At 58.4% G+C, this 23,557-nt stretch carries 23 protein-coding genes and 4 tRNA genes; 3 read left to right on the forward strand and 24 right to left on the reverse strand.

Features of this window, described 5'->3' with window-relative positions; translation table 11 throughout:
• Nucleotides 1–63: 63 nt before the first annotated feature.
• On the reverse strand, nucleotides 64–741 hold the full coding sequence (locus MHX53_RS10640) for an MBL fold metallo-hydrolase (protein ID WP_239272678.1): 678 nt from the start codon (nucleotides 739–741) through the stop codon (nucleotides 64–66).
• A gap of 122 nt (nucleotides 742–863) precedes the next feature.
• Here MHX53_RS10640 and MHX53_RS10645 point away from each other — a divergent pair, with 122 nt between their 5' ends.
• Both MHX53_RS10645 and MHX53_RS10650 read left to right on the forward strand, forming a co-directional pair.
• Nucleotides 864–2,222 (forward strand): DUF349 domain-containing protein, encoded by a 1,359-nt coding sequence (locus MHX53_RS10645; RefSeq protein WP_239272679.1) that lies wholly within the window; start codon nucleotides 864–866, stop codon nucleotides 2,220–2,222.
• A 60-nt stretch (nucleotides 2,223–2,282) separates the two neighbouring features.
• Entirely contained in the window at nucleotides 2,283–2,852 is a 570-nt protein-coding gene (locus tag MHX53_RS10650) for a hypothetical protein (protein ID WP_239272680.1), read from the forward strand.
• Here the strand turns inward: MHX53_RS10650 and MHX53_RS10655 are convergent.
• From MHX53_RS10655 to MHX53_RS10735, 17 genes are all read right to left on the reverse strand, one after another.
• Nucleotides 2,844–5,132, reverse strand: coding sequence for a bifunctional (p)ppGpp synthetase/guanosine-3',5'-bis(diphosphate) 3'-pyrophosphohydrolase (locus MHX53_RS10655; RefSeq protein ID WP_239272681.1), 2,289 nt, complete (start codon nucleotides 5,130–5,132; stop codon nucleotides 2,844–2,846). The genes MHX53_RS10650 and MHX53_RS10655 overlap by 9 nt on opposite strands.
• A gap of 9 nt (nucleotides 5,133–5,141) precedes the next feature.
• The gene (gene secF / locus MHX53_RS10660) at nucleotides 5,142–6,143 is read right to left on the reverse strand and encodes a protein translocase subunit SecF (RefSeq protein ID WP_239272682.1); all 1,002 of its coding nucleotides are present in this window, start codon (nucleotides 6,141–6,143) and stop codon (nucleotides 5,142–5,144) included.
• Nucleotides 6,143–8,239, reverse strand: coding sequence for a protein translocase subunit SecD (gene secD / locus MHX53_RS10665; protein ID WP_239272683.1), 2,097 nt, complete (start codon nucleotides 8,237–8,239; stop codon nucleotides 6,143–6,145). Before secD ends, secF begins: the two co-directional genes overlap by 1 nt.
• Before the next feature lie 5 nt (nucleotides 8,240–8,244).
• A complete protein-coding gene (gene yajC, locus MHX53_RS10670) occupies nucleotides 8,245–8,700 on the reverse strand; it encodes a preprotein translocase subunit YajC (protein WP_239272684.1) in 456 nt (151 codons plus the stop codon).
• Nucleotides 8,701–8,801: 101 nt separating this feature from the next.
• Entirely contained in the window at nucleotides 8,802–9,872 is a 1,071-nt protein-coding gene (gene ruvB, locus MHX53_RS10675; RefSeq protein ID WP_239272685.1) for a Holliday junction branch migration DNA helicase RuvB, read from the reverse strand.
• Complete coding sequence (gene ruvA, locus MHX53_RS10680; protein ID WP_239272686.1) at nucleotides 9,869–10,453, reverse strand: Holliday junction branch migration protein RuvA; 585 nt, start codon at nucleotides 10,451–10,453, stop codon at nucleotides 9,869–9,871. The genes ruvB and ruvA overlap by 4 nt, the downstream gene beginning before the upstream one ends.
• Before the next feature lie 73 nt (nucleotides 10,454–10,526).
• Complete coding sequence (ruvC, locus tag MHX53_RS10685; RefSeq protein WP_102238136.1) at nucleotides 10,527–11,123, reverse strand: crossover junction endodeoxyribonuclease RuvC; 597 nt, start codon at nucleotides 11,121–11,123, stop codon at nucleotides 10,527–10,529.
• Nucleotides 11,123–11,884 carry a YebC/PmpR family DNA-binding transcriptional regulator gene (locus tag MHX53_RS10690; RefSeq protein ID WP_102238137.1) on the reverse strand — a complete coding sequence of 254 codons (762 nt, stop codon included), beginning with the start codon at nucleotides 11,882–11,884 and terminating at the stop codon, nucleotides 11,123–11,125. The genes ruvC and MHX53_RS10690 overlap by 1 nt, the downstream gene beginning before the upstream one ends.
• A 59-nt stretch (nucleotides 11,885–11,943) precedes the next feature.
• A complete protein-coding gene (locus MHX53_RS10695; RefSeq protein WP_102238138.1) occupies nucleotides 11,944–12,423 on the reverse strand; it encodes an NUDIX domain-containing protein in 480 nt (159 codons plus the stop codon).
• On the reverse strand, nucleotides 12,420–13,037 hold the full coding sequence (gene pgsA / locus MHX53_RS10700; RefSeq protein ID WP_102238139.1) for a phosphatidylinositol phosphate synthase: 618 nt from the start codon (nucleotides 13,035–13,037) through the stop codon (nucleotides 12,420–12,422). Before pgsA ends, MHX53_RS10695 begins: the two co-directional genes overlap by 4 nt.
• A gap of 51 nt (nucleotides 13,038–13,088) precedes the next feature.
• Nucleotides 13,089–13,643 carry an HIT domain-containing protein gene (locus MHX53_RS10705; RefSeq protein ID WP_239272687.1) on the reverse strand — a complete coding sequence of 185 codons (555 nt, stop codon included), beginning with the start codon at nucleotides 13,641–13,643 and terminating at the stop codon, nucleotides 13,089–13,091.
• A 3-nt stretch (nucleotides 13,644–13,646) separates the two neighbouring features.
• On the reverse strand, nucleotides 13,647–15,650 hold the full coding sequence (gene thrS, locus MHX53_RS10710) for a threonine--tRNA ligase (protein ID WP_239272688.1): 2,004 nt from the start codon (nucleotides 15,648–15,650) through the stop codon (nucleotides 13,647–13,649).
• Nucleotides 15,651–15,765: 115 nt separating this feature from the next.
• Nucleotides 15,766–16,857 carry a DUF4190 domain-containing protein gene (locus MHX53_RS10715; RefSeq protein ID WP_239272689.1) on the reverse strand — a complete coding sequence of 364 codons (1,092 nt, stop codon included), beginning with the start codon at nucleotides 16,855–16,857 and terminating at the stop codon, nucleotides 15,766–15,768.
• A 151-nt stretch (nucleotides 16,858–17,008) separates the two neighbouring features.
• Nucleotides 17,009–17,080, reverse strand: a tRNA-Val gene (locus tag MHX53_RS10720).
• 47 nt (nucleotides 17,081–17,127) lie between these two features.
• Nucleotides 17,128–17,199 (reverse strand) — tRNA-Val (locus MHX53_RS10725).
• Between the two features lie 6 nt (nucleotides 17,200–17,205).
• A tRNA-Cys gene (locus MHX53_RS10730) sits at nucleotides 17,206–17,276 on the reverse strand.
• Nucleotides 17,277–17,319: 43 nt separating this feature from the next.
• Nucleotides 17,320–17,392, reverse strand: a tRNA-Gly gene (locus MHX53_RS10735).
• Nucleotides 17,393–17,533: 141 nt separating this feature from the next.
• Here MHX53_RS10735 and MHX53_RS10740 point away from each other — a divergent pair.
• Nucleotides 17,534–17,980, forward strand: a complete 447-nt coding sequence (locus MHX53_RS10740) for a PGPGW domain-containing protein (RefSeq protein WP_239272690.1) — start codon at nucleotides 17,534–17,536, stop codon at nucleotides 17,978–17,980.
• On the opposite strand, the gene MHX53_RS10745 is transcribed toward MHX53_RS10740, so the two are convergent.
• Genes MHX53_RS10745 through MHX53_RS10770 form a run of 6 tightly spaced genes read right to left on the reverse strand, consistent with a single transcriptional unit; the run spans nucleotide 17,933 to nucleotide 23,532 of the window.
• Complete coding sequence (locus MHX53_RS10745) at nucleotides 17,933–18,892, reverse strand: PPK2 family polyphosphate kinase (protein WP_239272691.1); 960 nt, start codon at nucleotides 18,890–18,892, stop codon at nucleotides 17,933–17,935. The two genes, MHX53_RS10740 and MHX53_RS10745, sit on opposite strands and share 48 nt — an antisense overlap.
• Nucleotides 18,889–19,896, reverse strand: coding sequence for a cell division protein ZapE (gene zapE, locus MHX53_RS10750; RefSeq protein ID WP_239272692.1), 1,008 nt, complete (start codon nucleotides 19,894–19,896; stop codon nucleotides 18,889–18,891). Before zapE ends, MHX53_RS10745 begins: the two co-directional genes overlap by 4 nt.
• 21 nt (nucleotides 19,897–19,917) lie before the next feature.
• The gene (gene era, locus MHX53_RS10755; RefSeq protein WP_239272693.1) at nucleotides 19,918–20,853 is read right to left on the reverse strand and encodes a GTPase Era; all 936 of its coding nucleotides are present in this window, start codon (nucleotides 20,851–20,853) and stop codon (nucleotides 19,918–19,920) included.
• A complete protein-coding gene (locus MHX53_RS10760; protein ID WP_239272694.1) occupies nucleotides 20,837–22,114 on the reverse strand; it encodes a hemolysin family protein in 1,278 nt (425 codons plus the stop codon). Before MHX53_RS10760 ends, era begins: the two co-directional genes overlap by 17 nt.
• A gap of 3 nt (nucleotides 22,115–22,117) precedes the next feature.
• On the reverse strand, nucleotides 22,118–22,597 hold the full coding sequence (ybeY, locus tag MHX53_RS10765) for an rRNA maturation RNase YbeY (protein WP_239272695.1): 480 nt from the start codon (nucleotides 22,595–22,597) through the stop codon (nucleotides 22,118–22,120).
• A complete protein-coding gene (locus tag MHX53_RS10770; RefSeq protein WP_239272696.1) occupies nucleotides 22,594–23,532 on the reverse strand; it encodes a PhoH family protein in 939 nt (312 codons plus the stop codon). The genes ybeY and MHX53_RS10770 overlap by 4 nt, the downstream gene beginning before the upstream one ends.
• Nucleotides 23,533–23,557: the final 25 nt, after the last annotated feature.

A 23,557-nucleotide genomic window follows, 5' to 3' on the forward strand; every position in this document is an offset into this window, starting at 1 on the left:
TTATATGCCCAGATTTCTGGCCATACCTATTATGTCAGTGCTCGCGATGAGAGCGCGTTGCGGTTACAAAAATGGGTTCACGCGCTTTTCGTGGTCAAGCCGCGTAGCAGGACCGTGGCCCGGGTACACCGGCTGGTTCGCAAGCCCCTTCACGATCTCCAAGGACCGCTGCATGGCTTCTGGGTCACCGCCGGGCAAGTCCACCCGTCCAATCGAGCCCGCGAATAACACGTCACCGGTGAAAAGAAGTGACTCGGCTGTGTTTGACTGTGCGTCTGGCTCTTCGTCGCTTTCCTTCACTTCGAACACGCACGAGCCTTCAGTGTGCCCCGGCGTGTGAACGATCCGGATGTCCAGGCCGGCAAGCTGCAACACATCGCCGTCTTCATAGCGCTGCACCTGGGGCACTTCCCACTGCGCAACGAGCGGCGCGAGCATTGCCTTGAACTGCGGGTTCATCGTGTCAGCGGGGCGCTCCACCCGGTACACGTCGTCCGAGTGCAGGTACGTGGGCAGAACACCGAACTCTTCGTAGAAGTGCGGGAGCCCCAGAATGTGATCAGGGTGCCCGTGAGTGAGCACGAGCGCCACCGGAGTGAGCCCCTCTTCTTTCAGCAACTCGTGAAGTTCGGGAGCACCGTTGAGACCAGCGTCGAACAGCACACACTCCGATGCACCTTCACGCGCAACCGCGTAACAGTTGACACCCAAGAATTCGGCCACACTCGAAAGAACAAACATAAAGCAAGTGTACGAAGATCCCCCATAACCCGCGAAAACAGCTATGCTAAAAATGTTGTCAACACTGCCGAGTGATCACACGTGATTCGACCGGCACCGCAAAACAGTAATCCTAGGTAACTATGTCTGACTCACCCGCACCCAAGCCTCGTCCTATCCCACGCCCAGGAGCAACTCCTCAGCCGGGAACCCAGCCGGTAGCACCCGTTGCCCGAGACCGAAAAGCAGAGCTGGAAAAAGCACGCGCATTCGGCCGTGTGGACGAAAACAACACAGTCTTTGTCAAAGTGGTGGGCGGTGAACGCGAAGTTGGCCAGTACCCCGACGCTGACCACGAGCAGGCCCTCAACTACTTCGCCAAGAAATACCTCGAACTCGTCGAATCAGCAGACCTCCTAGACGAACGCCTCAAGGCCGGTGCAAACGGTGAGACCATTCGCCAGGCAGCCGTCAAACAGCGCGAAGCACTCGCAGACGCCCTCGTCGTTGGTGACTTGAACGCTCTCGAAACCTCCCTGACCCAACTCGAAGAACGCGCAAAAACAGCCCACGCTCAGCAACAGAAGCAGCACGAACAAGCTCGCGAAGAAGGACGCCAAGCACGCGCGGCCATCGTCGAAGAAGCCGAATCGATCGCCGGAACCGACCCCGCTCGCGTGCAGTGGAAGAACTCCAGCAAGCGCATGAACGAACTGTTCGACCGCTGGAAGGAACTCCAGTCCACCACCCCACGCTTGCCTAAGGACCAGGACCAGGAACTGTGGGGACGTTTCTCCAAGGCCCGCAACAGCTTTGACCGTCACCGCCGTGAGTTCTTCAACGAACTCGACAAGCGCTCTGCAGAAGGCAAGCGCATCAAGGAAGGCATCGTCGCCGAGGCCGAATCCCTGTCTAACTCCACCGACTGGCGCGAAACCGCGGCCAAGTACCGCAAGCTCGTTGACAAGTGGAAGGCAGCTCCTCGCGCACGTCGCAAGGAAGACGACGCTCTGTGGGCACGTTTCCGCGCAGCTCAAGACGTGTTCTTCAACGCGCGAAACGCGCAGAACGAAGCCCTCGACGCTGAGTACCAGGAGAACCTCAAGGTCAAAGAGGAACTTCTGGAACAGGCACGCGCCCTGTTGCCTATCGAAGACATCGAAGCGACCCGCACAAAACTTCGCACCATCCAGGAAAAGTGGGAAGACGCTGGCCGTGTCCCACGCGCCGACGTATCCCGTATGGAAGGCGGACTGCGCGAAGTTGAGCGCGCGCTCGCCGACGCTGAAAATGACGAATGGAAGCGCACCAACCCCGAAACGAAGGCCCGCACCAGCGGTGTCATGGCTCAGCTCGAAGACGCTCTTGAGGATCTGCGCAAGGAACTCGAGGCCGCACGAGAAAAGGGTGACTCCAAGCGCATCGCCCAGGCTGAGGAAGCTTTCAACACCAAGCAGGCGTGGTACGACCAGCTGAGCAAGACCGCACAGGAACTCGGCTAGTTATCCACAGATCCTTCTCCCCCTCTATGAATTGACCGCGGAACCGGTCACAGTTGTTACATGACACAACTGTTCAGAGCGGGAGAAGGACTCTCACACCACCAGCTCATCTCACTCGAGCTGGACGGACTACTGACCCCACTGACAGGTCAGTGCTGGGTCGCATCAGGTGAACCCATCACCCCCGCCGTACGGTGCAACGCGCTCACTACACCCGGTTTCACACACGTGGCTTTCTCTCACGAAACTGCCTACTGGGTGTGGTGGGGAGAAGGCATGGCGCCGGAAACCACCTCGGTCTCCCCAACCAGACGCAAGCGGATCCGCACAATTCACGACGGATTCCACATCCACGACAACCTGGTACCCCAGGGGCACACGGTGAAACTCGGTGAGAACTTCGTGACGTCCGAATCCGCAACGCTCTACGCGCTCATGTACGAACTTTGCGAAGACCGCGTTGCACCAGAAACCAGCGTGAAACGCGCACGCGATCTGCTTCTCAGCATCCCCGCTGAAACACGCGTGGCCTTCGCCAAGTTCCTGCGAGGCCTGTACCGTCGCCCGCGCCTGACCCGCCTTCGAAGACTGGTCCGCCACGCTGACCCTCTGATCGCGAACCTAGGTTGATTTCAATCGGTACACGTCGAACACACCATCGACCTTGCGCACCGCGTTGAGCACGTTGTCCAAATGGCTCGCATCGCCAATTTCAAACACGAACCGCGACTGGGCCACACGCGCCTTTGACGTCGCGACAGATGCGGACAAAATGTTCACGTGCGTCTCACTCAACACGCGCGTAATGTCCGACAGCAACCCGGCACGATCCAACGCTTCCACCTGGATCTGCACCAAGTACACGCCCGATGACGTGTCGTTCCATTCGACCTCGACCAAGCGCTCCGTGTCATAGGACGCCACGTTCGTGCAGTCCTTGCGGTGAACCGAAACACCAGACCCGCGCGTCACGAACCCGGTAATCGGGTCACCGGGAACCGGGGTACAGCACCGGGCCAGCTTGATGAGGATGTCATCGACCCCCACGACACGCACGCCTTCGGACGATGAGTGGTGCCCGCGGGACTTACCCGTGGGGTTCGCCGGCGGGATCGTGGTCTCGTTCGAATCGTCCTGCGAACTGTCGACTTCCTTGGCCAACAGGTCAACCACGTGGGCCGCCGAAATCGTGCCCTGCCCAATCGCCGCATACAACGCCGTCACATCGGGCAACCGCTGCTCGTTGGCAACAACCACCAGCGCTTCTTGGCTCATGAGCCGCTCAGCCGACAAGTGGTGGCGTCGCATCGCACGCGCCAACTGATCGCGACCGTTTTCAACGGCCTCTTCGCGCCGTTCTTTAGAGAACCACTGGCGAATCTTGTTGCGCGCCCGCGGTGACGCGACAAACGCCAACCAGTCACGCGACGGCCCAGCGTTTTCGTCCTTGGACGTGAACACTTCGACAACGTCGCCGTTCTTCAACTGCGTATCCAACGGGAGCAAACGCCCGTTGACGCGCGCGCCCATGGTCTTGTGCCCCACCTCGGTGTGTACCGAGTACGCGAAGTCCACCGGGGTCGAATTCACCGGAAGCGTGATGATGTCACCTTTGGGCGTAAACACGTAGACGTCGGCGCTTTTGACCTCGTAGCGCAGGTTGTCCAGGAACTCGTCCGGGTCGGTGACCTCACGTTGCCAATCCAACAGCTGGCGTAGCCATTGAACCTGGTCGACCTCGCCCGCGTCGCCCACTTTAGCCATGCGGCCCGAGGTGGTTCCGCCCGCCTTGCGACGGTCCTTGTACTTCCAGTGCGCAGCGACACCGAACTCTGCGCGCCGGTGCATCTCGTGCGTACGGATCTGGATCTCAACCGGCTTGCCCGTAGGCCCAATCACCGTGGTGTGCAAGCTCTGGTACATGTTGAACTTGGGCATGGCGATGTAGTCCTTGAAACGGCCCGCAACCGGTGACCATTTCGCGTGAACAATACCCAAGACCGCGTAGCATTCGCGTTCCGTCTCCACCAGAACGCGCACACCCACCAGGTCATAAATGTCGGCAAACTCGTGCCCGCGCACCACCATCTTCTGGTAGATCGAATAGTAGTGCTTGGGGCGTCCCGTAATGGTCGCCTCGATCTTCGCCCCGGTGAGTTCGCGCCCCAACTCTTTAGACACGGTCGCCAGATACTTTTCGCGCTCGGGCGTGCGCTCTGCAACCATGCGCACAATCTCGGAATACACCTTGGGATACAGAACCTGGAATGACAGGTCCTCCAGTTCCCACTTAATGGTGTTCATCCCGAGGCGGTGGGCCAGGGGCGCGAAGATGTCCAGGGTTTCGCGGGCCTTGCGTTCAGAAGATGAAGCAGGCACGTACTTCCAGGTGCGTGCGTTGTGCAAGCGGTCGGCCAGCTTGATGACCAGGACGCGGATGTCGCGGCTCATGGCCACGATCATTTTGCGTACGGTTTCCGACTGTGCCGCCGCTCCGTACTGGATCTTGTCGAGCTTGGTCACGCCATCGACCATGAGCGCGATTTCGTCACCGAACTCTTCACGGCACTGGTCCATGCCGTAGTCGGTGTCTTCGACAGTGTCATGCAACAGCGCTGCCGCCAGGGTCACCGGCATCATGCCGATTTCAGCAAGAATCGTGGCCACCGCAACCGGGTGCGTGATGTACGGGTCGCCACTCTTGCGCGTCTGCCCGCGGTGGGCCTTTTCAGCTACCCGATACGCCTTGAGGACAATGTTGATATCGGCTTTAGGGTGGTTCTCCGCCACTGCTGAAAGCAACGGACCCAAAGCCTTGGGAACTTGCGGAGCGTTCTGGCTCCGGGCAGTCCAAAAGGCCAGGCGAGAAATCCCGCGTGGCCTTCTGGACGTCGACTCAGGTTGCGCCATCGAGCCCTACTACACAGCGACGGGCTCTGCGGTCTTTTTCGACCCGCGTGCTTCCAGAACAGCCTCTTCCTGCTCACGCACAGCCGGTTCGTTCTTCCGCAAGAAGTAGTACAGCGGTGAGGCAACAAACAGGGTGGACGCGGCCGCCGTGATGGTACCTACGAACAGCGACAGGGCAATATCGACCAGGGTTCCCGCACCAAGCATGAACACACCGATGAACAGAATCGACGCGATGGGCAGGATCGAAATCACCGTGGTGTTAATGGAACGCACCGTGGTCTGGTTGACGCCCAAGTTCACCAGCTCGCCAAACGTCTGCTTGCGGTTCTTCTTGAAATCGGCCGTGTTCTCGCGGATCTTATCGAACACCACCACGGTGTCGTACAGCGAGAACGACAGGACCGTCAGGAACCCAATCACCGCCTCGGGCGTCACCTCAAAGCCAGACGCCGAATAGATTCCCATGGTGGTGATCATGACGAAGAACAGACCAGCAATAGCTGCCAGCGACATCTTCCACGTGCGGAAGTACAACGCCATGACGACCATCGAAATGACCACGAAGATCACCAGGGCGCGCGTCATCTTGTTGGTGATGTCCTGACCCCACAGTGGACCAACGAAGTTGGACGTCACGTCCTTGTTTTCCACGCTGTACGCCTTCACCAAGGCTTCGCGCACCTTCTGCATCTCTTCGTCGGAAAGTTGGCGGGTTTCTACCCGGACCGAGGTGTCCGACCGGGGAACGCCCGTCGCCTCGGCGTTGTTGACAGTCTTGTTAGTTGCGTCGATACCGGGCTGTGGGTCGTTGGACTTCACGTTGGAAATCTCGAACTCGGAACCGCCTCGGAAGGCGATACCCAGGTTGAAGCCACCCACCACGGGGATGAGCAGGGACAGGATTACGAGCACTGCAGCGATCGACAGCCACAGCTTGCCCTTCCCCACGAACGGGATCGACGTTTCACCCGAGTGGAGGCGGTTACCAAACTCAAAAAAGCGCTTCATTATGCGTCTTCCTCCGTGGTCTTTGTTTTGGTGTCCACGGTTGAGGCTTTACGTTCAGCCGCTTTCCGTTCTGCCAAAGTCGGGCCCGATTTACGCGTACGGGAGTCATCGCGACGCTTGGCTTCCTTGTGGGAACGACCCGTGCTCTTCTTCCGAGCCTTTTCCAGATCCAGTCCCATGGCACCTCGGTACGCTTCCGCCTTGACACCCAGCTGGCGGGGGTCCATACCCGACATGGGGTGGCCCTCACCAAAGAAGCGCGTACGTGCCAGCACCTGGAGCATGGGGTGCGTGAACAGAACAACGATCACGATGTCGACGATCACCGTCAAACCGAGCGTGAAGGCGAACCCACGGACGGATCCCACTGCCAGAATGAACAGAATCACTGCGGCCAACATGTTCACGGCCTTGGAGGCGTAAATCGTGCGACGGGCACGGTCCCATCCGACTTCAACAGCCGACAGCAGTTTCCGACCTTCACGCAACTCGTCTCGCACACGTTCGAAGTACACGATGAACGAGTCGGCGGCCATACCGATACCGATGATGATACCGGCGACACCGGCAAGCGACAGTCGATAGCCATAGCGCCACGACACGAACAACAGCAGTCCCCACGTAAGAACACCGGCGACCACCAAACTGGACACGGTCACCAATCCCAGCACGCGGTACTGCAGGAGCGAATACACGACCACCAACAGCAGACCAATTCCACCGGTGATCAGACCCACCTTGAGGTAGTCGGCACCCAGTGTGGGTGAAATCTGCTGTTCGCTCTGGACTTTAAAGCTGATTGGCAGAGCACCGTTCTTCAGCTGGTTGGCAAGCGTTGACGCCTCTTCTTCGCTGAAGTCACCAGTGATCTGAGCGCGACCGTCAGTCACCGCACTTTGGGACACGGGAGCCGAGAGCACCAAACCGTCAAGAACGATTGCAAACTGGTTATACGGTTGCTGAGCACCCGTAACAGCCGACGTCACCTTACCGAACACGTCACGACCAAAGTCGTCGAACTCCATCGACACAGCCAGGCGGTTTGTCTGGGTGCCCTGCGAGGTCGTCTCATAGCCGAAGCTCGCATCCTTCACGTGAGAACCGGCAAGCTCAACAGGCCCCAGAATGTACTTCGCTTCACCCGACTGATCACACGACACCATCGGTTCATCGCGAGGTCCCGAGTCTCCACCCACCCGGTTTTCCGGCTTGGTGCAGTCGAGCTTTGCGTATTCCTGAAGCAGTTCGGGGTTCATCCAGGACTGCTGATCCTCCGGCTTGAAACGCGGCACGTCGTCCTGGGAACCAGGCTCGAAGTCCTCAGGAAGCTTGGAAGGCTGTTCCTTCTTTGGTTCTTCCTTTTTTGGCTCTTCTTCAGGCTTCTGTTGTGGTTGTTCGCCCTCTTGTGGTTGGGCCGGCTGCGCTACCGGACGGATGTTGGTAGAACCGGGGTTAGCGGGTTCCTGGGGGCCCTCAAGGCCGGGAGCGGGGGCAGGTGCGCCTTGTTCTGGCTGGCCCTGCTCAGGGGCTCCCTGTTCAGGCTGACCCTGCTGCGGTTGCTGGCCCTGTTGGCCTTCCTGTCCTTGCTGGCCCTGCCCATTCTGGCCACCTAAAAGATCGTCCAGCTTCTTCTGATCTTCTTTGGACAGCTCTGGAGCCTTGTCCTCTTCGGCCTGTTCCTTCTGTTGCTGGTCGATAGGAGTTGGCGCACCCACGAGCGCGACTCGCCTAAATGCCAGCTGGGCCGAAGACCGAACCAGGTTACGGGTCTCTTCATCGGGGTTGCCCGGCAGGTTCACCACAATGTTGCGGTCACCCTGCGTGCTAATTTCAGCTTCGGACACACCCGTGGAGTCCACACGTTGGCGAATAATTGCAACGGCCTGTTGCAACTGCTCGCGTGTGACCTGTTGGTCTTCAAGCTGTGGCTCCAAGATGATGGACGTTCCACCTTCGAGGTCAAGAGCCAGTTTGGGCGACCAGGTCGCGTTCGACCAAACCGCGCCACCGCCCACAAGGGCGAAGATAATTACTATAAAAGCTCCGAGCGCCAGGAACCGGCGCCCAGGACGAGGCTTTTTGTCAATAGATGCCACGATGATTACTTCTTGTCGGAATCGTTCTTGTCAGCGGGGTCGTTGTCTTTGGCGTTCGTGTTCTTGGCGTTGCGCTTGGCTTCGTTCATAGCGTCGAGTTCAGCGTCGGTGATGCGCGGCGCCTTGTCGGCGTCAGTTTTGTTGGCGTCAGTTTTGTCGGCTTCAGCCTTGTCTGCGTCAGGCGTCTCAGCAACAGGCTCTTCGTCCTGAGGTGCCTCAATCTGCGCAATGGTCTGACGGTGAATCACCACGCTGGTTCCCGGCGTCGTTTCAACAGTGACTTTCACCCCGTCGTCGTCGACGTCGGTCACCGTGCCGAACATCCCAAAGCTGGTCATCACAGTTGCGCCTTCACGCAAGTTGTTCGAAAGTTTCTCTTGCTGTGCCTTCTGCCGTTTACGCGTGTTGAGCATAAAGAACAGCAAGAGCCCACCAAGAGCTACTAGAAGAACAATCTCCACGACCAAACCCTTTCGATGTCAATTAACGCCAAAATTGTAGTCTAATACCTAACTGAGCAACACCCAATTAGCAACAGACCACGCGTCAAAAAACATCCGAGCTAAGAAAACAGCGCCGGGTCGTCTGGCGGAGTCAAACCGATGTGTTGCCACCCTGTCTGCGTAGCGATTCGTCCGCGCGGAGTGCGCGTCATCAGGCCTTCGCGCACCAAGAACGGTTCAGCGACTTCCTCAACCGTCTCCGGTTCCTCACCCACGCTCACAGCCAACGTGGACAGACCCACCGGTCCCCCATTGAACCGTTCGCACAAAACTGAAAGAACAGCCCGGTCCAGACGGTCCAGCCCACGGTCATCCACCTCGTACACGTTCAACGCAGACCGCGACGCGTGCAGATCAATGTGGCCGTCACCTCGAACCTGCGCCCAGTCACGCACGCGCCGCAACAACCGGTTCGCAATACGCGGAGTCCCCCGCGACCGGCGCGCAATCTCGGCCAGGCCAGCTGCATCGGCTTCAATGCCCAACATGCCGGCTGAGCGCTCAAGCACCCGTTGCAAATCCTGCGACGTGTAGAAATCCAAATGCCCCGTGAACCCAAAGCGGTCACGCAACGGCGCAGGCAACAACCCCGACCGGGTGGTGGCCCCCACCAGTGTAAACGGTGGAAGATCCAGCGGAATCGCGGTGGCTCCAGGCCCCTTCCCCACGATCACATCGACACGGAAGTCCTCCATGGCCACGTACAACATTTCTTCGGCAGCGCGCGCAACACGGTGAATTTCGTCGATAAACAGCACTTCACCCTCATCCAGCGACGACAGAATCGCCGCCAAATCACCCGCATGCTGAACGGCAGGGCCCGACGTAATGCGAATGTGCGAACCCATTTCCTCAGCAATAATCATGGCCAACGTGGTCTTACCCAGACCGGGTGGCCCAGACAGCAACACGTGATCCGGCGTGCGCTTACCGGCCTTCGCCGCGTCGAGAACCAGCGACAACTGCTCGCGCACCTGTTTCTGCCCCACGAACTCCGCAAGCCCCTTGGGACGCAAAGCCGCTTCCTGCGCGCGCTCAGCATCACCGGCCCCGGAACGCATGAGGCGCTCTTCTTCTGCCCCAGTGAGACCGGAGTCGCCAAAATCTACTTCATAGGACTTGTCGCTCACCGCGAACCACCGAGTTCACGCAACGCCGCCTTGAGCATGTCGGCCACCGACGCACCGTCCATGTCCGGCGCGACCGTCTCCACCGCTTTGATCGCCGCCGACTCTTTCCATCCCAGACCCACAAGAGCCTGCACCACCTCGGCGCTGGCGGGCCCTGCTACGGAAGAAGGAACGGCCGAGGTGGCAGGCACCTTACCCTGCAAGTCCACGATGAGTTTGGCAGCGACCTTGGGGCCAACTCCCGGTACCGCCGTGAGCACTTTAGGAGTGTTGTCCGAAATTGCGCCGTACACCTGGTCCGGTGACAGCACGGAAAGAATCGCCAAGGCGAGCTTGGGCCCGACCCCGTTTGCACCCAACAACGTGGAAAACAGCTTCAGTTCGCCAGGCGTATCGAAGCCGTACAAGGTCAGCGCGTCTTCGCGAACAATGAGCTCGGTGTGCAACGCGACTTCTGAACCCGTGCGCACCCGGCCGGCTACCGCAGGAGTCACAAAAACTTCCCGCCCAACTCCGTAGGTGACAACGGTGAGCGAATTGGCCGAAACTGTGTGAACTGTGCCTTCGAGGTACCGAATCAATGGACATCCTTTGGGAACATATGTGCGATTAATTCTACGTTAGCGCATATATTCACTGGGATGTGGGACCGCTCTAGCGCGCGTCCCTGATCGCTTGCGCCCACGCACGTTGCGCCGGTGTGAGATTGTCACCCTGCCGACCAGCGCGTTGCCGGTCCACCACGTCCTTCGTGGCCCCCGGAGTGGAAAGCCCAGCCGAGGCGCCTCGCCACAAGTGGCAGATTGCCAACGCGAGCGCGTCGGCGGCGTCAGCCGGTTTTGGTGGGCTGTCGAGTTTAAGAATGCGCGTCACCATGTGGGTGACCTGCTTCTTGTCGGCCCGCCCGTTACCCGTGACAGCCGCTTTCACCTCGGACGGGGTATGCATCGCCACGGGAATCCCTCGGCGCGCGGCCAGTCCCATCGTGAGCCCAGACGCTTGTGCGGTACCCATAATCGTAGACACGTCGTTGCGCGCGAAAATCCGCTCAATACTCACAACATCTGGCCGGTAGTCGTCCAGCCACGTGTCAAACGCATCCGCGATGCGCCCCAAACGCACATCCGAAGAGTCGTGTGAAGGGGTGCGAATGACGTCGACCGCCACCATACGCGCTTGCCTGGCACGGCCCGCGTCGATCACACCCAAGCCCAGGCGAGTCAACCCCGGGTCGACTCCCAGAATGCGCATTAGTCCTCTTCGGCCTCCAGCTGGGCCATCACTTCGTCGGTGACGTCGGCGTTCGAGTACACGTTCTGCACGTCGTCGAGGTCTTCGAGAGCGTCGATAAGTGTGAACACTTTCTTGGCGGTTTCCGCGTCCAACTGCACTTCGAGGTTAGGCACGAACCGGGCTTCAGCACTGTCGTAGTCGATGTCGGCTTCCTGCAGTGCGGTACGCACAGCAACCAGGTCGGTGGCTTCCGAAATGACTTCCAGAGTGTCACCCTGGTCCTTCACTTCTTCGGCTCCCGCGTCCAACGTGGCTTCCAGGATGGCGTCTTCGCTTGTGCCTTCGACCGGCACAGCCACAACGCCCTTACGGTTGAAGTTGTAGGAGACCGAACCGGGGTCTGCCATGCTTCCGTTGTTGCGCGTCACAGCCACACGAACTTCCGAGGCCGCACGGTTACGGTTGTCGGTCAGACACTCGATGAGGAGCGCGACTCCCCCAGGTGCGTAGCCTTCGTACATGATGGTCTGGTAGTCAACACCGCCACCGTCAATGCCTGCTCCACGCTTGACCGCGCGTTCGATGTTGTCGTTCGGAACAGAGGACTTCTTTGCCTTCTGAATCGCGTCATACAGCGTAGGGTTACCCGCTACGTCAGCCCCTCCGTTGCGCGCTGCAACTTCGATGTTCTTAATGAGCTTGGCAAAGAGTTTGCCTCGCTTCGCATCGATCGCTGCTTTTTTGTGTTTTGTCGTCGCCCATTTGGAGTGACCTGCCATGAACAGTTCCTTTCGTAAAATCTGAGCGCTATTGTACGCGCCTCTTCTGGTTGCGTCTTTTAGTCGAGCACGAGCGGGGATTCGGGCACCTGCCCGGAGCTCACCAAGTCCATCAGGTCAACCAGCTGGCGAGGATAAAAGGTCTCCGAGGTGGTTTCCAGCTCTTCGCGGGTCCACCACTTGGCACCCACGATCGAGGCTTTCTCTACATCGGTCCACAGTGCTTCTTCCAAGTCCACGTCCGAGTCATCCACGAGACCAAAGAACACTTCGTCCTGGTGGAGTGTGTGGCTCGTAAACTCCATCACTGCACGGCGGTGAGCGAGCGGACCCACGAGTTCGGTGGGTTCACATTCGATGCCGGTTTCCTCAGCGAGTTCACGCGCTGCGGTCTGTGCGGGGAGTTCCCCCATCTCTTCGCCACCCCCGCACGTCATCCACCACGTTTTGCTGGAGTCACCGAGGTCTTTTGCTTTCAACATGAACACCGCGCCCTGCGTGTTCATGAGCACCACACGTGCTGCACAGCGGACTTTCAATCGGTCTCCTTGGAACGAAGTTGCACATACACATTACTCATACGCTGTGCGATGGTAATACAACACAACACGACGAGTATCGCGAGAGCTATAGTTAGCACACTATCGGGAAGTCCTAGCCCCACCAAACCCGTCACGACCAGCGTCACCAGGAGCCTGTCGGCGCGTTCAGCGATCCCTCCGGACGCCTGCACACCCAGACCCTCACCTCGGGCACGGACGTATGACACGATCGATCCCGTCACCAAACAAGCGAGAGCCAGCAAGGCTGTCAGAGGATCGTTGGCCCCTAGAAAGTACCACAGCGCCAGACCCACGAACACGGCGGAGTCTGCCAAACGGTCCATCGTCGAATCCAGGAACGCTCCCCACGTGGAGTTACGCTCCAGCAGGCGCGCCATGATCCCGTCGAGCATGTCACCAAAGACGAAGAACGTAATGACGACAGTTCCCCAAAACAACTGCCCCATAGGGTAGAGCACCAGCGCACCAAGGCATACGCCTAGAGTCCCCACCACGGTGACAGCATCAGGGCCGAGCCCGAGCTTGATGAGGAGTTTTGCGAGCGGCGTGAACAATTTAGTAAACGCCGCGCGAGCAATTGCGTTGAGCACGTTGGGACCTAACGGGACTACGGTTGAGGGCAGTAATGTGTGCGCGAGCCTTTACGCATCGGGCGTATTCCAGGCTTCAGAATACATTTCACGAACCTGGCCGTGAACGAGTGGCAACGCTTTGGTTTGCGCAATGATGGGGAAGAAATTCGCGTCCCCACCCCACCTGGGAACCACGTGCTGGTGCAGGTGCGCGGCAATACCAGCACCCGCGACCGCACCCTGATTCATACCCAAGTTGAAACCGTGAGGCTTAGAGACCCTGCGGATCATCCGCATGGCCTCTTGCGAAAACTGTGCGAACTCTAGCGTCTCTTCCTGGGTCAGGTCCGTGTAGTCCGGCACGTGACGGTACGGGCAGATGAGCAAGTGACCCGGGTTGTACGGGTACAAGTTGAGCACTGCGAACACGGTTTTACCGCGGGCAATGATCAGGCCGTCTTCGTCGGACTTGGTGGGTGCCACACAGAACGGGCACTCATTCTCGCTACCGTCCTTGGGTTTGTTCTCGCCACCCACATACACCATGCGGTGAGGAGTCCACAGCCGCTGCAGACCGTCCGGTTCGCCGGGAAACCCGGCAGCTGCCTCCGGTTCAGGAATCATGGATTACACCTGCGCTTTAGTTCTGATCGCTTCCACGATACGTTCCACGGCCTGTTCCACCGGAACACCGTTTTCTTGCGAACCGTCGCGGAACCTAAACGACACGGCCTCAGCATCGCGGTCCTCTCCCCCGGCGATCAGCGTGTACGGCACCTTCGACTTCGAGGCGTTGCGGATCTTCTTGGGGAAACGGTCCGTGGAGTCGTCGATCTCAACGCGAATGCCGTGTGCCTTGAGCTTCTGTGCGATCTCTTCGACATACGGAACGAATTCGTCGGCGACCGGCACCAAAACGGCCTGCACGGGCGAGAGCCACACCGGGAAAGCGCCCGCGTAGTGCTCAGTCAAAACGCCCAAGAACCGTTCGATCGAACCGAACTTGGCCGAGTGAATCATCACTGGGCGCTTACGGCTGCCGTCGGCGGCCTGGTATTCGAGGTCAAAACGTTCCGGCTGGTTGAAGTCCAGCTGAACTGTGGACATCTGCCACGTGCGTCCAATAGCGTCGCGCGCCTGCACCGAGATCTTGGGTCCGTAGAATGCCGCACCACCCGGGTCCGGAACCAGTTCCAGACCAGTTGCGCGGGCCACTTCTTCAAGCGTCCGAGTGGCTTCCTCCCACTGCTCGTCGGAACCAATGAACTTGTTAGCTTTCTTGCCTTCCGCATCCCGCGTGGACAGCTCAAGGTAGAAGTCGTCTAGTCCAAAGTCGCGCAGAAGCGACAGCATGAAGTTGAGCAGGTGTTTAATCTCACTGGCCGCGTCCTCAACTGCAACGTACGAGTGCGAGTCGTCCTGGGTGAGCGCACGCACGCGAGTCAAACCGTGGACCACACCCGATGCTTCGTTCCGGTACACCGTCCCAAACTCAAAAAGCCGCAATGGCAGATCCCGGTAGGAACGACCTCGGGAGCGGTAAATGAGGTTGTGCATGGGGCAGTTCATCGCTTTCAAGCGATACGGCTGGCCCTGTTTGACGATTTCGCCGTTTTCGTCGCGCTGCTCGTCCACCTGCATGGCAGGGAACATGTTTTCGCCGTAGTACGGCAAGTGTCCCGAGGTGTAGTACAGGGCCTCTTTCGAGATGTGTGGGGTGCCCACGTACTCAAAGCCCTCTTCAATGTGGCGGGCGCGCACGTAGTTTTCCATTTCACGTTTGATAACTCCACCTTTGGGGTGGAGAACGGGAAGGCCCGATCCCAGTTCGTCGGGGAAGCTGAATAGGTCGAGTTCGGCTCCTAGACGACGGTGGTCGCGACGTTCGGCCTCTGCGATGCGTTCTTGATACGCCTTGAGGTCGTCTTTGCTTGCCCACGCGGTTCCGTACACGCGCTGCAGGCTGGCGTTGTCTTGGTCGCCTCGCCAGTATGCGGCCGAGGCGCGGGTGACGGCGAAACCATTGCCAATGAGTTTGGTGCTGGGAAGGTGAGGTCCGCGGCACAAGTCTTGCCACACGACTTCGCCCTTGCGGTTACGGTTTTCGTACACCGTCAATTCTGATCCGCCAACTTCGACGCTGGCTCCTTCAGCGCCTTTACCTTTGTCTTGGATGAGTTCGAGCTTAAATGGCTCGCTGGCTTCGCGGCGGATGGCGTCTTCTTCGTCAACGACCACGCGGTGGAAGGTCTGCCCTTCCTTCACAATCCGCTGGGCCTTTTTCTCGATCGCTTTTAGGTCTTCAGGCGTAAACGGTTCTTCCACCTGGAAGTCATAGTAGAAACCGTCGGTGATGTACGGGCCGATACCGAGTTTGGTGCCTGGGTACAGTTCCTGAACCGCCTGAGCGACAACGTGCGCGCACGAGTGGCGCAGAATGTCGAGCCCATCTGGTTCGCTAATGAGGATCGGTTCAACCGTGTCACCCGGCTGAAGTTCTCGGTCCAAGTCGGCAGGAGCCCCGTTCAGCCGGATAGCAATAACGTCTTTGCGACCGGCGAAGAACTCCGTGGCTGTCATGCCGTCCTCGAAGTCGATTTTTTCACCGTCGAGGGTCACGATGTCTGCCACGTTTGTCTCCTGTCCAATTGATTGCGTTGTGCACTGAGCACAGCACCGATTCTATCCCTTCCGATGATACGCAAAAGGCCCAGGTATTTACCTGGGCCATATGCGAAACGGGGAATCAGCCGTTTCTGAAGTCGAACTTCTTGCTACCCATATACACTGTGACTTTTGCTTTCTTGGCTTCAGCACCTGAGACGAGGAAACCAGTCTGATAGATCGCTTCTTCCCCAGGCGCGATGGAACTCGGCCAGTCCCCTGCCCCTTTCTTCTGGTTGTCGATGTCGGTGACCTTGTCAAGATCTTTACCATCGACGCTCGCTGACACGACTGGGTACTTCGGCGAGTAGTCAGATGAGGAATTGTTCTTGAGGCTGACCTCGATGAACATGTATTCGCTGTTCTGAGCTTCAGACGGGACAGCATACGAACCAGCCGTAACCTGTTTGGAGCGAACCGCCAGGTTGATCCCGTTGTCGATTTCAGGAGCCTTTCCACCGGAGTTGCTACCACTGCCACCGCCAGGTTCCTCACCGCCGGAGCCACCAGGTTCCTGGCCACCAGAACCACCAGGTTCTTGGCCGCCGGGTTCTTGGCCTTGAGATCCGGGGCGCTCTGGCGATGTGGGTTCGGTTTTACCCGAGCCGGCGCTGATAGCTCCTGTGACGAGCAGAATGATGATGATAACGCCACTGATCAGGCTTCCAAGCGAGGTGAGGATACCGGCGATCAAACCGGTGAGTGCCTGCCCCTTGTTGTCAGCTTCGCCATTCTTGACGTTCTTCAGCCCGACCATACCCATGATGGCACCGGGAAGACCGGTGAGGAGACCAAACACAATTCCGGCCAGACCCAGGATCATCGCCCACAGGCCCACGCCGTTCTTTTCGCTGGTGTTACCAGATCCACCGAGTGGACCACCAGGGTACGAGGGGCCACCTGGGCTACCAGGGCCACCGGGGGTACTTGAACCGCCAGGGTACGAAGGACCTCCCGGGCTGCTTGGGGCACTTGGTGCACTCGGCGATCCTGGAGCGCTTGGAGGTGATTGCCCGGCAGGGCTGCCACTGCCGTAGTTTCCGCTTCCGTAGTTGCCTCCCCCGTACTGAGGAGCTTGAGGTGAACTGGGTGAGGGGGGCTGTGATCCAGGAGCTGACGGTGGGGTGTTGTTCCCTCCACCTGGGTAGCTAGAGCCACCGTATGGGTTAGACATCTGATCTCCTTTGTTGAAAATACATACTTAGCCTAATGACTTCACACAAACAATGGTGGCCTTAGATGTTGCTAACCTGTTGCGATTCTGTTTCAAACGGCAATTTCAAGAGCTGGGAACGAAAAACCCCGGCCTGAGCCGGGGTGGTGTGTGCGCGATACTGGGATCGAACCAGTGACCTCTTCCGTGTCAGGGAAGCGCGCTACCGCTGCGCCAATCGCGCATGTAAACATGCGTATTTAGTTGTTGTGCACATGTGCTGAACACGCGTGCGCGATACTGGGATCGAACCAGTGACCTCTTCCGTGTGAAGGAAGCGCGCTACCGCTGCGCCAATCGCGCCGGTCGAGGTGGCGACGGGATTCGAACCCGTGTATACGGCTTTGCAGGCCGCTGCCTCGCCTCTCGGCCACGCCACCGCGGAGGCGATCGCCGAGTCCAGATCAAACTGACCGGCGCCAGAGCGGATGACGGGACTCGAACCCGCGACCCTCACCTTGGCAAGGTGATGCTCTACCAACTGAGCCACATCCGCGTGTCAGGTTTCCCTGGCAACGAATAGAAACTCTATAACGTCTTTTCGCATATGCCAAATCGAATGACTATGACGCGTGTCACGCTTCGATCCTCGGCCCCTCACATCGGTCACTCGGACAGCACCGGTACGCTTAACTCCATGCCCGGCACACGCGACGAGAAACACGAATCACCGTACGAGTCTCGTCCGCGTGCTCACCGCCCTCGCTGGATCCGCGCGAGCCATTTGAGCTACTTGCGTTGGAGACGATCAATTGCAGCCCACCCCACCACGGAAGCGATCTACAAGTGGACTGTGGGATTCATTGGCGCAATCGTGATTGTTGTAGGGCTCGTTCTAGTGCCACTCCCCGGCCCTGGGTGGTTAATTGTGCTGTTCGGGGTCGCCGTGGTTGCATCGGAGTTTCACTGGGCTCACCGCTTGCTCATGTGGGCGCGAAAAAAGTTGCACGCGTGGACGCTTTTCATCAGACGCTCTCACTGGTCAGTTGGAGCCACAATCGGCTTAGTCACGTTTCTGTGCGTGACGTTTGCAGTGCTATGCGTCCTGTGGTTCAGCGGGATTGATTTCGCGCGCTTCCTCTAGGCGCGCACGTTCGGTCTCCACATCAAATTCCGGCGGTGGCCACGCCACGTTCATGCCCAGCAAGTGGTGAATCATTATCCGCGTCACTGCCCAGCGTGCGTACCACTTGCGGTCGGCGGGCACCACGTACCACGGTGTGTCGTTCGAGTCCGTTTCGTCCATGACATCGGAGAACGCTTGCGAGTAGTCATACCAGCGCAACCTGTCATCGACGTCGCCAGGAGAGTACTTCCACAGTTTGTCTTCGCGACTCAAGCGTTTCGAGAGACGCTCGTACTGCTCTTCTTGGGATACCGTCAGCATGATTTTGACCACGGCTGTTCCCGATTTCACTAAGTCCTGTTCAAACTGGCGGATCTCTTCGTAGCGACCACGCCACACGGACTCAGGAGCCAGATTATGCATGCGCACTGCCAGAACGTCTTCATAGTGGGAGCGATCAAAAACTCCAATTTGGCCGTGTGCCGGGAGCTTCTTCTTGATCCTCCACAAGAAGTGATGTTGCTTTTCTTCTTCGGTTGGCACACCAAAGGACGCGATCGATACACCGTGCGGGCTCAAGACTCCAGCAACGTGGTTGACAATTCCGCCTTTGCCGGCAGTGTCGCGTCCTTGAATGACGATGAGCAAACTGCGCTCATTCCCGGTTTTCGCATTCGCGTACAACCGTTCCTGCAGATCGTTCAAGACCTCGCTGTCGGCACCTCGGGCCGTTTTCCCTTGGTCTTTGTTTCCGCTGAATCCGGGCTTAGCCGTGGGGTCAACAGAGTCGAAAGACGCGCCGCGTTTCCACCGCAACATTTGGACGAGTTCAGCCGGCGAGGCCTGGTCGACTTCGTCGGCGAGCTTGGGCGAAAGCGCTGGTTCAACACTGTGGGCTGGTTCGACAATGGGTCCGTCGTTGAGCTTCATCGTTCCTCACCTGTAGCCAGAGCAGTCAAACGCGACAAACACCGCATGTACTTCTTGCGGTATCCCCCACCCAGCATGTCTTCGGTAAAAATTTTGTCGAGGCGCACTCCCGAATTGTGGATCGCCACACCGCGGTCGTACATGCGGTCGACAAGAGCAACAAAGCGCAACGCAACAGATTCGTTTTCAATCGTGTGTACGTCTTGCCACGCAACGGCATCAATGTCGTCTAGGAGCAGGCGGTACCGCGACGGGTGAACGCGTGGCAGGTGCTCCATAAGCTGATCGAACTCGTCACAGGCGATCGTGCCTTCGAAGCGCTCGGCTACGGCTTGCAGTTCGTCGTTCGACAGGGGTTCAGGCGGGTTTGGAATCCCGCGGTGACGATAGTCGTCCCCGTCGATGCTCAGCACCTCAAACTGATCGGCCAGGGCTTGGATTTCACGCAAGAAATCTTGTGCGGCGAAGCGCCCTTGCCCCAGAGCTCCCGGCAACGTGTTGGATGTGGCAACAATCTTCACACCCGCGTCGGTCAGTTCCCGCATGAGGCGACTCATCATGACCGTGTCGCCCGGGTCATCGAGTTCAAACTCGTCGACACACACAAGTTTGGATTGCGACAGATCGGCCGCCGCCTGTTTGAACCCTAACGCTCCAATGAGGTTGGTGTACTCGACAAAGGTTCCAAACGCCGCCGGTTTTTCTGACCGGTGCCACGCTGAAGCCAGAAGGTGCGTCTTACCAACACCGTAGCCACCGTCCAGGTACAGACCACGGGCCGAGCTTTCCGACTTCCCCAGCATTTTCTTGAAGAAGCTCTTCTTAGTGCTCTTGTCCGTAAACTCCCGAAGCGCATCACGCGCTTTGCCCTGTGACGGTTGCGTGGGGTCCGGTTTATAGGACTCAAACGACACGTCCTGAAAGTGTGGTGGTGGAACCAACTGGGCGATCAGTTCGTCGGGGCTGATACTTGGAGAACGATCTACGAGGTGTACTGAAGTCACAATGGCTAAGTCTATCCGTGCCTACGAAAAGTCAAAGCCTAAGCGCCCCAGCGCCTTGGGATCGCGTTGCCAGTCTTTAGCGACCTTGACGTGGAGGCTTAAGAACACGGGAGTTCCCAAGAGCGCTTCAATTCCCTGCCGGGCCTGTGAACCGATCTGTTTGAGCCGAGCACCTTTCCGCCCAATAATGATGGCCTTCTGACTGTCACGTTCCACGTACAGGTTGACGTGTACATCCACAAGAGGCTTGTCCTCTGGCCGGTCTTCTCGTTGAATCATCTCCTCAACTTGAACGGCCAAAGAGTGGGGCAATTCTTCGCGGATTCCCTCTAACGCAGCCTCACGCACGAGCTCAGCAATCAACACAGACTCCGGTTCGTCCGTGATGTCACCGTCGGGGTACAGAGGCGGACTTTCCGGCAAGTACTGTGCCAAAACCTGATCCACCGTATCCACTTGGAAGCCGTCGACCGCGGACACTGGAACGACCTCGGCGAAGTCCCCCAACTCATTCACAGCGGTGAGCGCCTCAACAACCTGCCCTCTGGGTACGGTGTCGGTTTTCGTCACGATCGCAACCACGGGGGTCTTGCGCGCGATCATCTCCAGCTGCTCGGCGATGTACCGGTCCCCCGGCCCAATTTTTTCGTTGGCCGGCAGGCAAAAACCAATCACATCAACTTCAGCGAGGGTAGACGCCACCAAGTCGTTGAGGCGGGACCCCAAAAGCGTCCGAGGTCGGTGGAGCCCAGGCGTGTCCACGACGATCAGCTGGTGGTCATCCCGGTGGACAACCCCGCGAATCGTGTGGCGGGTGGTCTGTGGCTTGTTGGACGTAATGGCCACTTTGGTTCCCACAAGCGCATTCGTCAGCGTGGACTTTCCCGTATTGGGACGGCCCACAAAGCATGCGAACCCAGCACGAAACCCACTGGGAACTTCACGAAACAGGCTCATCTGGCTCCTCAATTCTTTTCACAATCACATGGTGGACGCGGTGGCGTCGACCCTGCCCAGGTTCGGCTTCGATACTTAAGCCCGCACATTCTGCGCGCGACCCTTCAATGGGCACTTTGCCAATCAAGGTGGTCAAGAGCCCACCTACCGAGCTCACGTCGTCTTCGTCAATTCGGACGTCGAAGAATTCGGCGAGGTCGTCAATGAGCATGCGTGTATCCACACGGTACACGCCCGGCTCGATTTCGACGATCTCGTCGTCTTCGGAGTCGTATTCGTCGGCGATCTCGCCCACGATTTCTTCCACGATGTCTTCGATCGTGATGATGCCCGCGGTTCCACCGTATTCGTCGATGACAACGGCGACGTGCGTAGCTTCGTGTTGCATTTCGCGCAACAGGTCGGCGACAGGTTTGGTTTCAGGGACGTATGGAACAGTACGGGCGAGCTCCCCCGCATGAGTGTTCGCTTCTTCGGGCGCCTGGTACAGCTTGCGCGACACGTCTTTGAGGTACAGGACCCCAATCATTTCGTCGATGTCGCCGTTCACCACCGGAATGCGACTAAACCCAGAGCGGAAGAACAAGGACAACGAATCACCCAAAGTGTCGGTCGTGTCGATGGTGACCACGTCCGTGCGCGGCACCATGACCTTGTACGTGCGTGTGTCGCTCAAGGTGAAGATGCGTTCGATCATGTCGCGTTCGTCATCTTCGATGATGTTTCCAGCGCTGGCCCGTTCGACCAGGTCGCGGAGCTGTTCTTGTGTCACAAAGGGACCGTCGCGGTACACCCTGTCCGGGGTGAGCATGTTGCCCAGCCACACCAGGACGCGGGCAAGCGGGCCAAGCATGGTGCGCAGACCGGCGACTGGGCCTGCGAGCGCCAGGGCCACGGGCAGTGACCGGCGTCGACCAATGGTGCGTGGAGATACCCCTGCGATGACGAAGATGGCAACACTTCCGGTCACTGCGGCTGCCAATAGGCTTTTCCAGTTGGCGCCTAAGACTTCGACATACCCCCACACGATGAACACCACTGCGTTGGCTTCGAAGAGTTGGCGCACAAACGTGATTACGTTGATGTGTGTGGGCAGTTCACGCACGATCTTCAATGCGCGTTCGCCACCGCGCGCACCGTCTTCAGCGGCGTCGTGGATTTCGTGGTGCGATACCACGCTGAAAGCAGAGTCTGCAGCGGCAAGAACCGATGCGAGCAGAACGCACACCACCGCTACCGCGAAATAGATAAAGACGTCCACGGTTTACTCTTCTGTGGGTTCGGGAACGTGTGTGCGACCGGGTTCTATCTGGGCGAACCACATGAGCAGAAGCTTGCGTTGAAGAGCGAACATCTCTTCTTTCTCATCTGGTTCATGGTGGTCGTACCCCAGCAGGTGCAAGATTCCGTGCACCGTGAGCAGGTAAATTTCATCGCTCATGGAATGACCCGATTCGGTGGCTTGTTCTGTTGCAACAGAAGGGCTGATCACAATGTCACCCAGCACCCCCGGTTCGTCGTGTCCGGGTTTGAGTTCGTCCATGGGAAAGGACATGACATCTGTTGTTCCGGGAAGCCCCATCCACGTGTCGTGGAGTTCGCTCATGACGTCGTCGCTGATAAACCGGATGGACAGCTCCACGGCCGGGTGAACGTTCAACGTGTCCAGAGCGAACCGGGCGCACTCGTGAACCCGTTCCAGGTCAACCTGGTGTTCGGTTTCATTCCCCAGTTCGATACTCATGCCCCACCACCGGACTGCGAGTCATACGCGTCAACGATCTTGCTTACCAGCGGGTGCCTGACAACGTCTTTACTCGTGAGGTTGAAGAAACAGATGTCGTCGACGTCCTTGAGGATGTTGGCCACAATGCGCAGACCGCTGGGGGTCGATCCCGGCAAATCGATCTGGCTGATGTCACCGGTCACCACCATGCGTGATTGGAAGCCCAAACGTGTGAGGAACATCTTCATCTGTTCAGGTGTGGTGTTCTGGGCTTCGTCCAGAATAATGAACGCGTCGTTAAGGGTGCGCCCACGCATGTACGCAAGCGGTGCCACTTCGATAATCCCCGACTCTAATAACCCTTTGATGCGTTCGGGTTCGACCATGTCGTGAAGCGCGTCGTACAACGGGCGCACATACGGGTCGATCTTTTCGTCCAGCGTCCCCGGCAAGAACCCTAGCTTCTCCCCTGCTTCCACGGCCGGGCGCGTCAAAATGATGCGCTTGACGTCACCTCGGCTCAGCGCATTCACCGCCATGGCCATGGCTAAATACGTCTTTCCGGTACCCGCGGGACCAATTCCAAACGTGATGGTGTGCTTACGGATCGCGTTGACGTATTCGTGCTGGCCAAACGTCTTTGGTCGGACCGTGCGCCCGCGGTGTGACACCACGTTGTCCGTAAGTACTTGCGCGGGTTCTGCGTGTTCCATGCAGTGGACTTGCTCAACCGTGCCGGACGTCACCTGCTGCCCTGCAGCCACCAACCGCTTGAGCTGCCCCACGGTTTTGACAACCGCATCGACGTTTTCCTGCGGCCCGCGAATTCTCAGCCCCCGGTCACGCGCCAGAATGTCGACTGAAGGCTCTAGACGTTCGAGCGTTTTGAGATTGGAATCGGCCGGGCCAAGAAGTGCAACGGGGTCAATCGAATCGGGAATGGTCAGTTGCACAGTGGGTGCGGTTTCCAGAGTGTGT

This window comes from Brevibacterium sp. ACRRH, from assembly GCF_022346365.1.
In the GTDB taxonomy this organism is placed as follows: Bacteria; Actinomycetota; Actinomycetes; order Actinomycetales; family Brevibacteriaceae; genus Brevibacterium; species Brevibacterium paucivorans.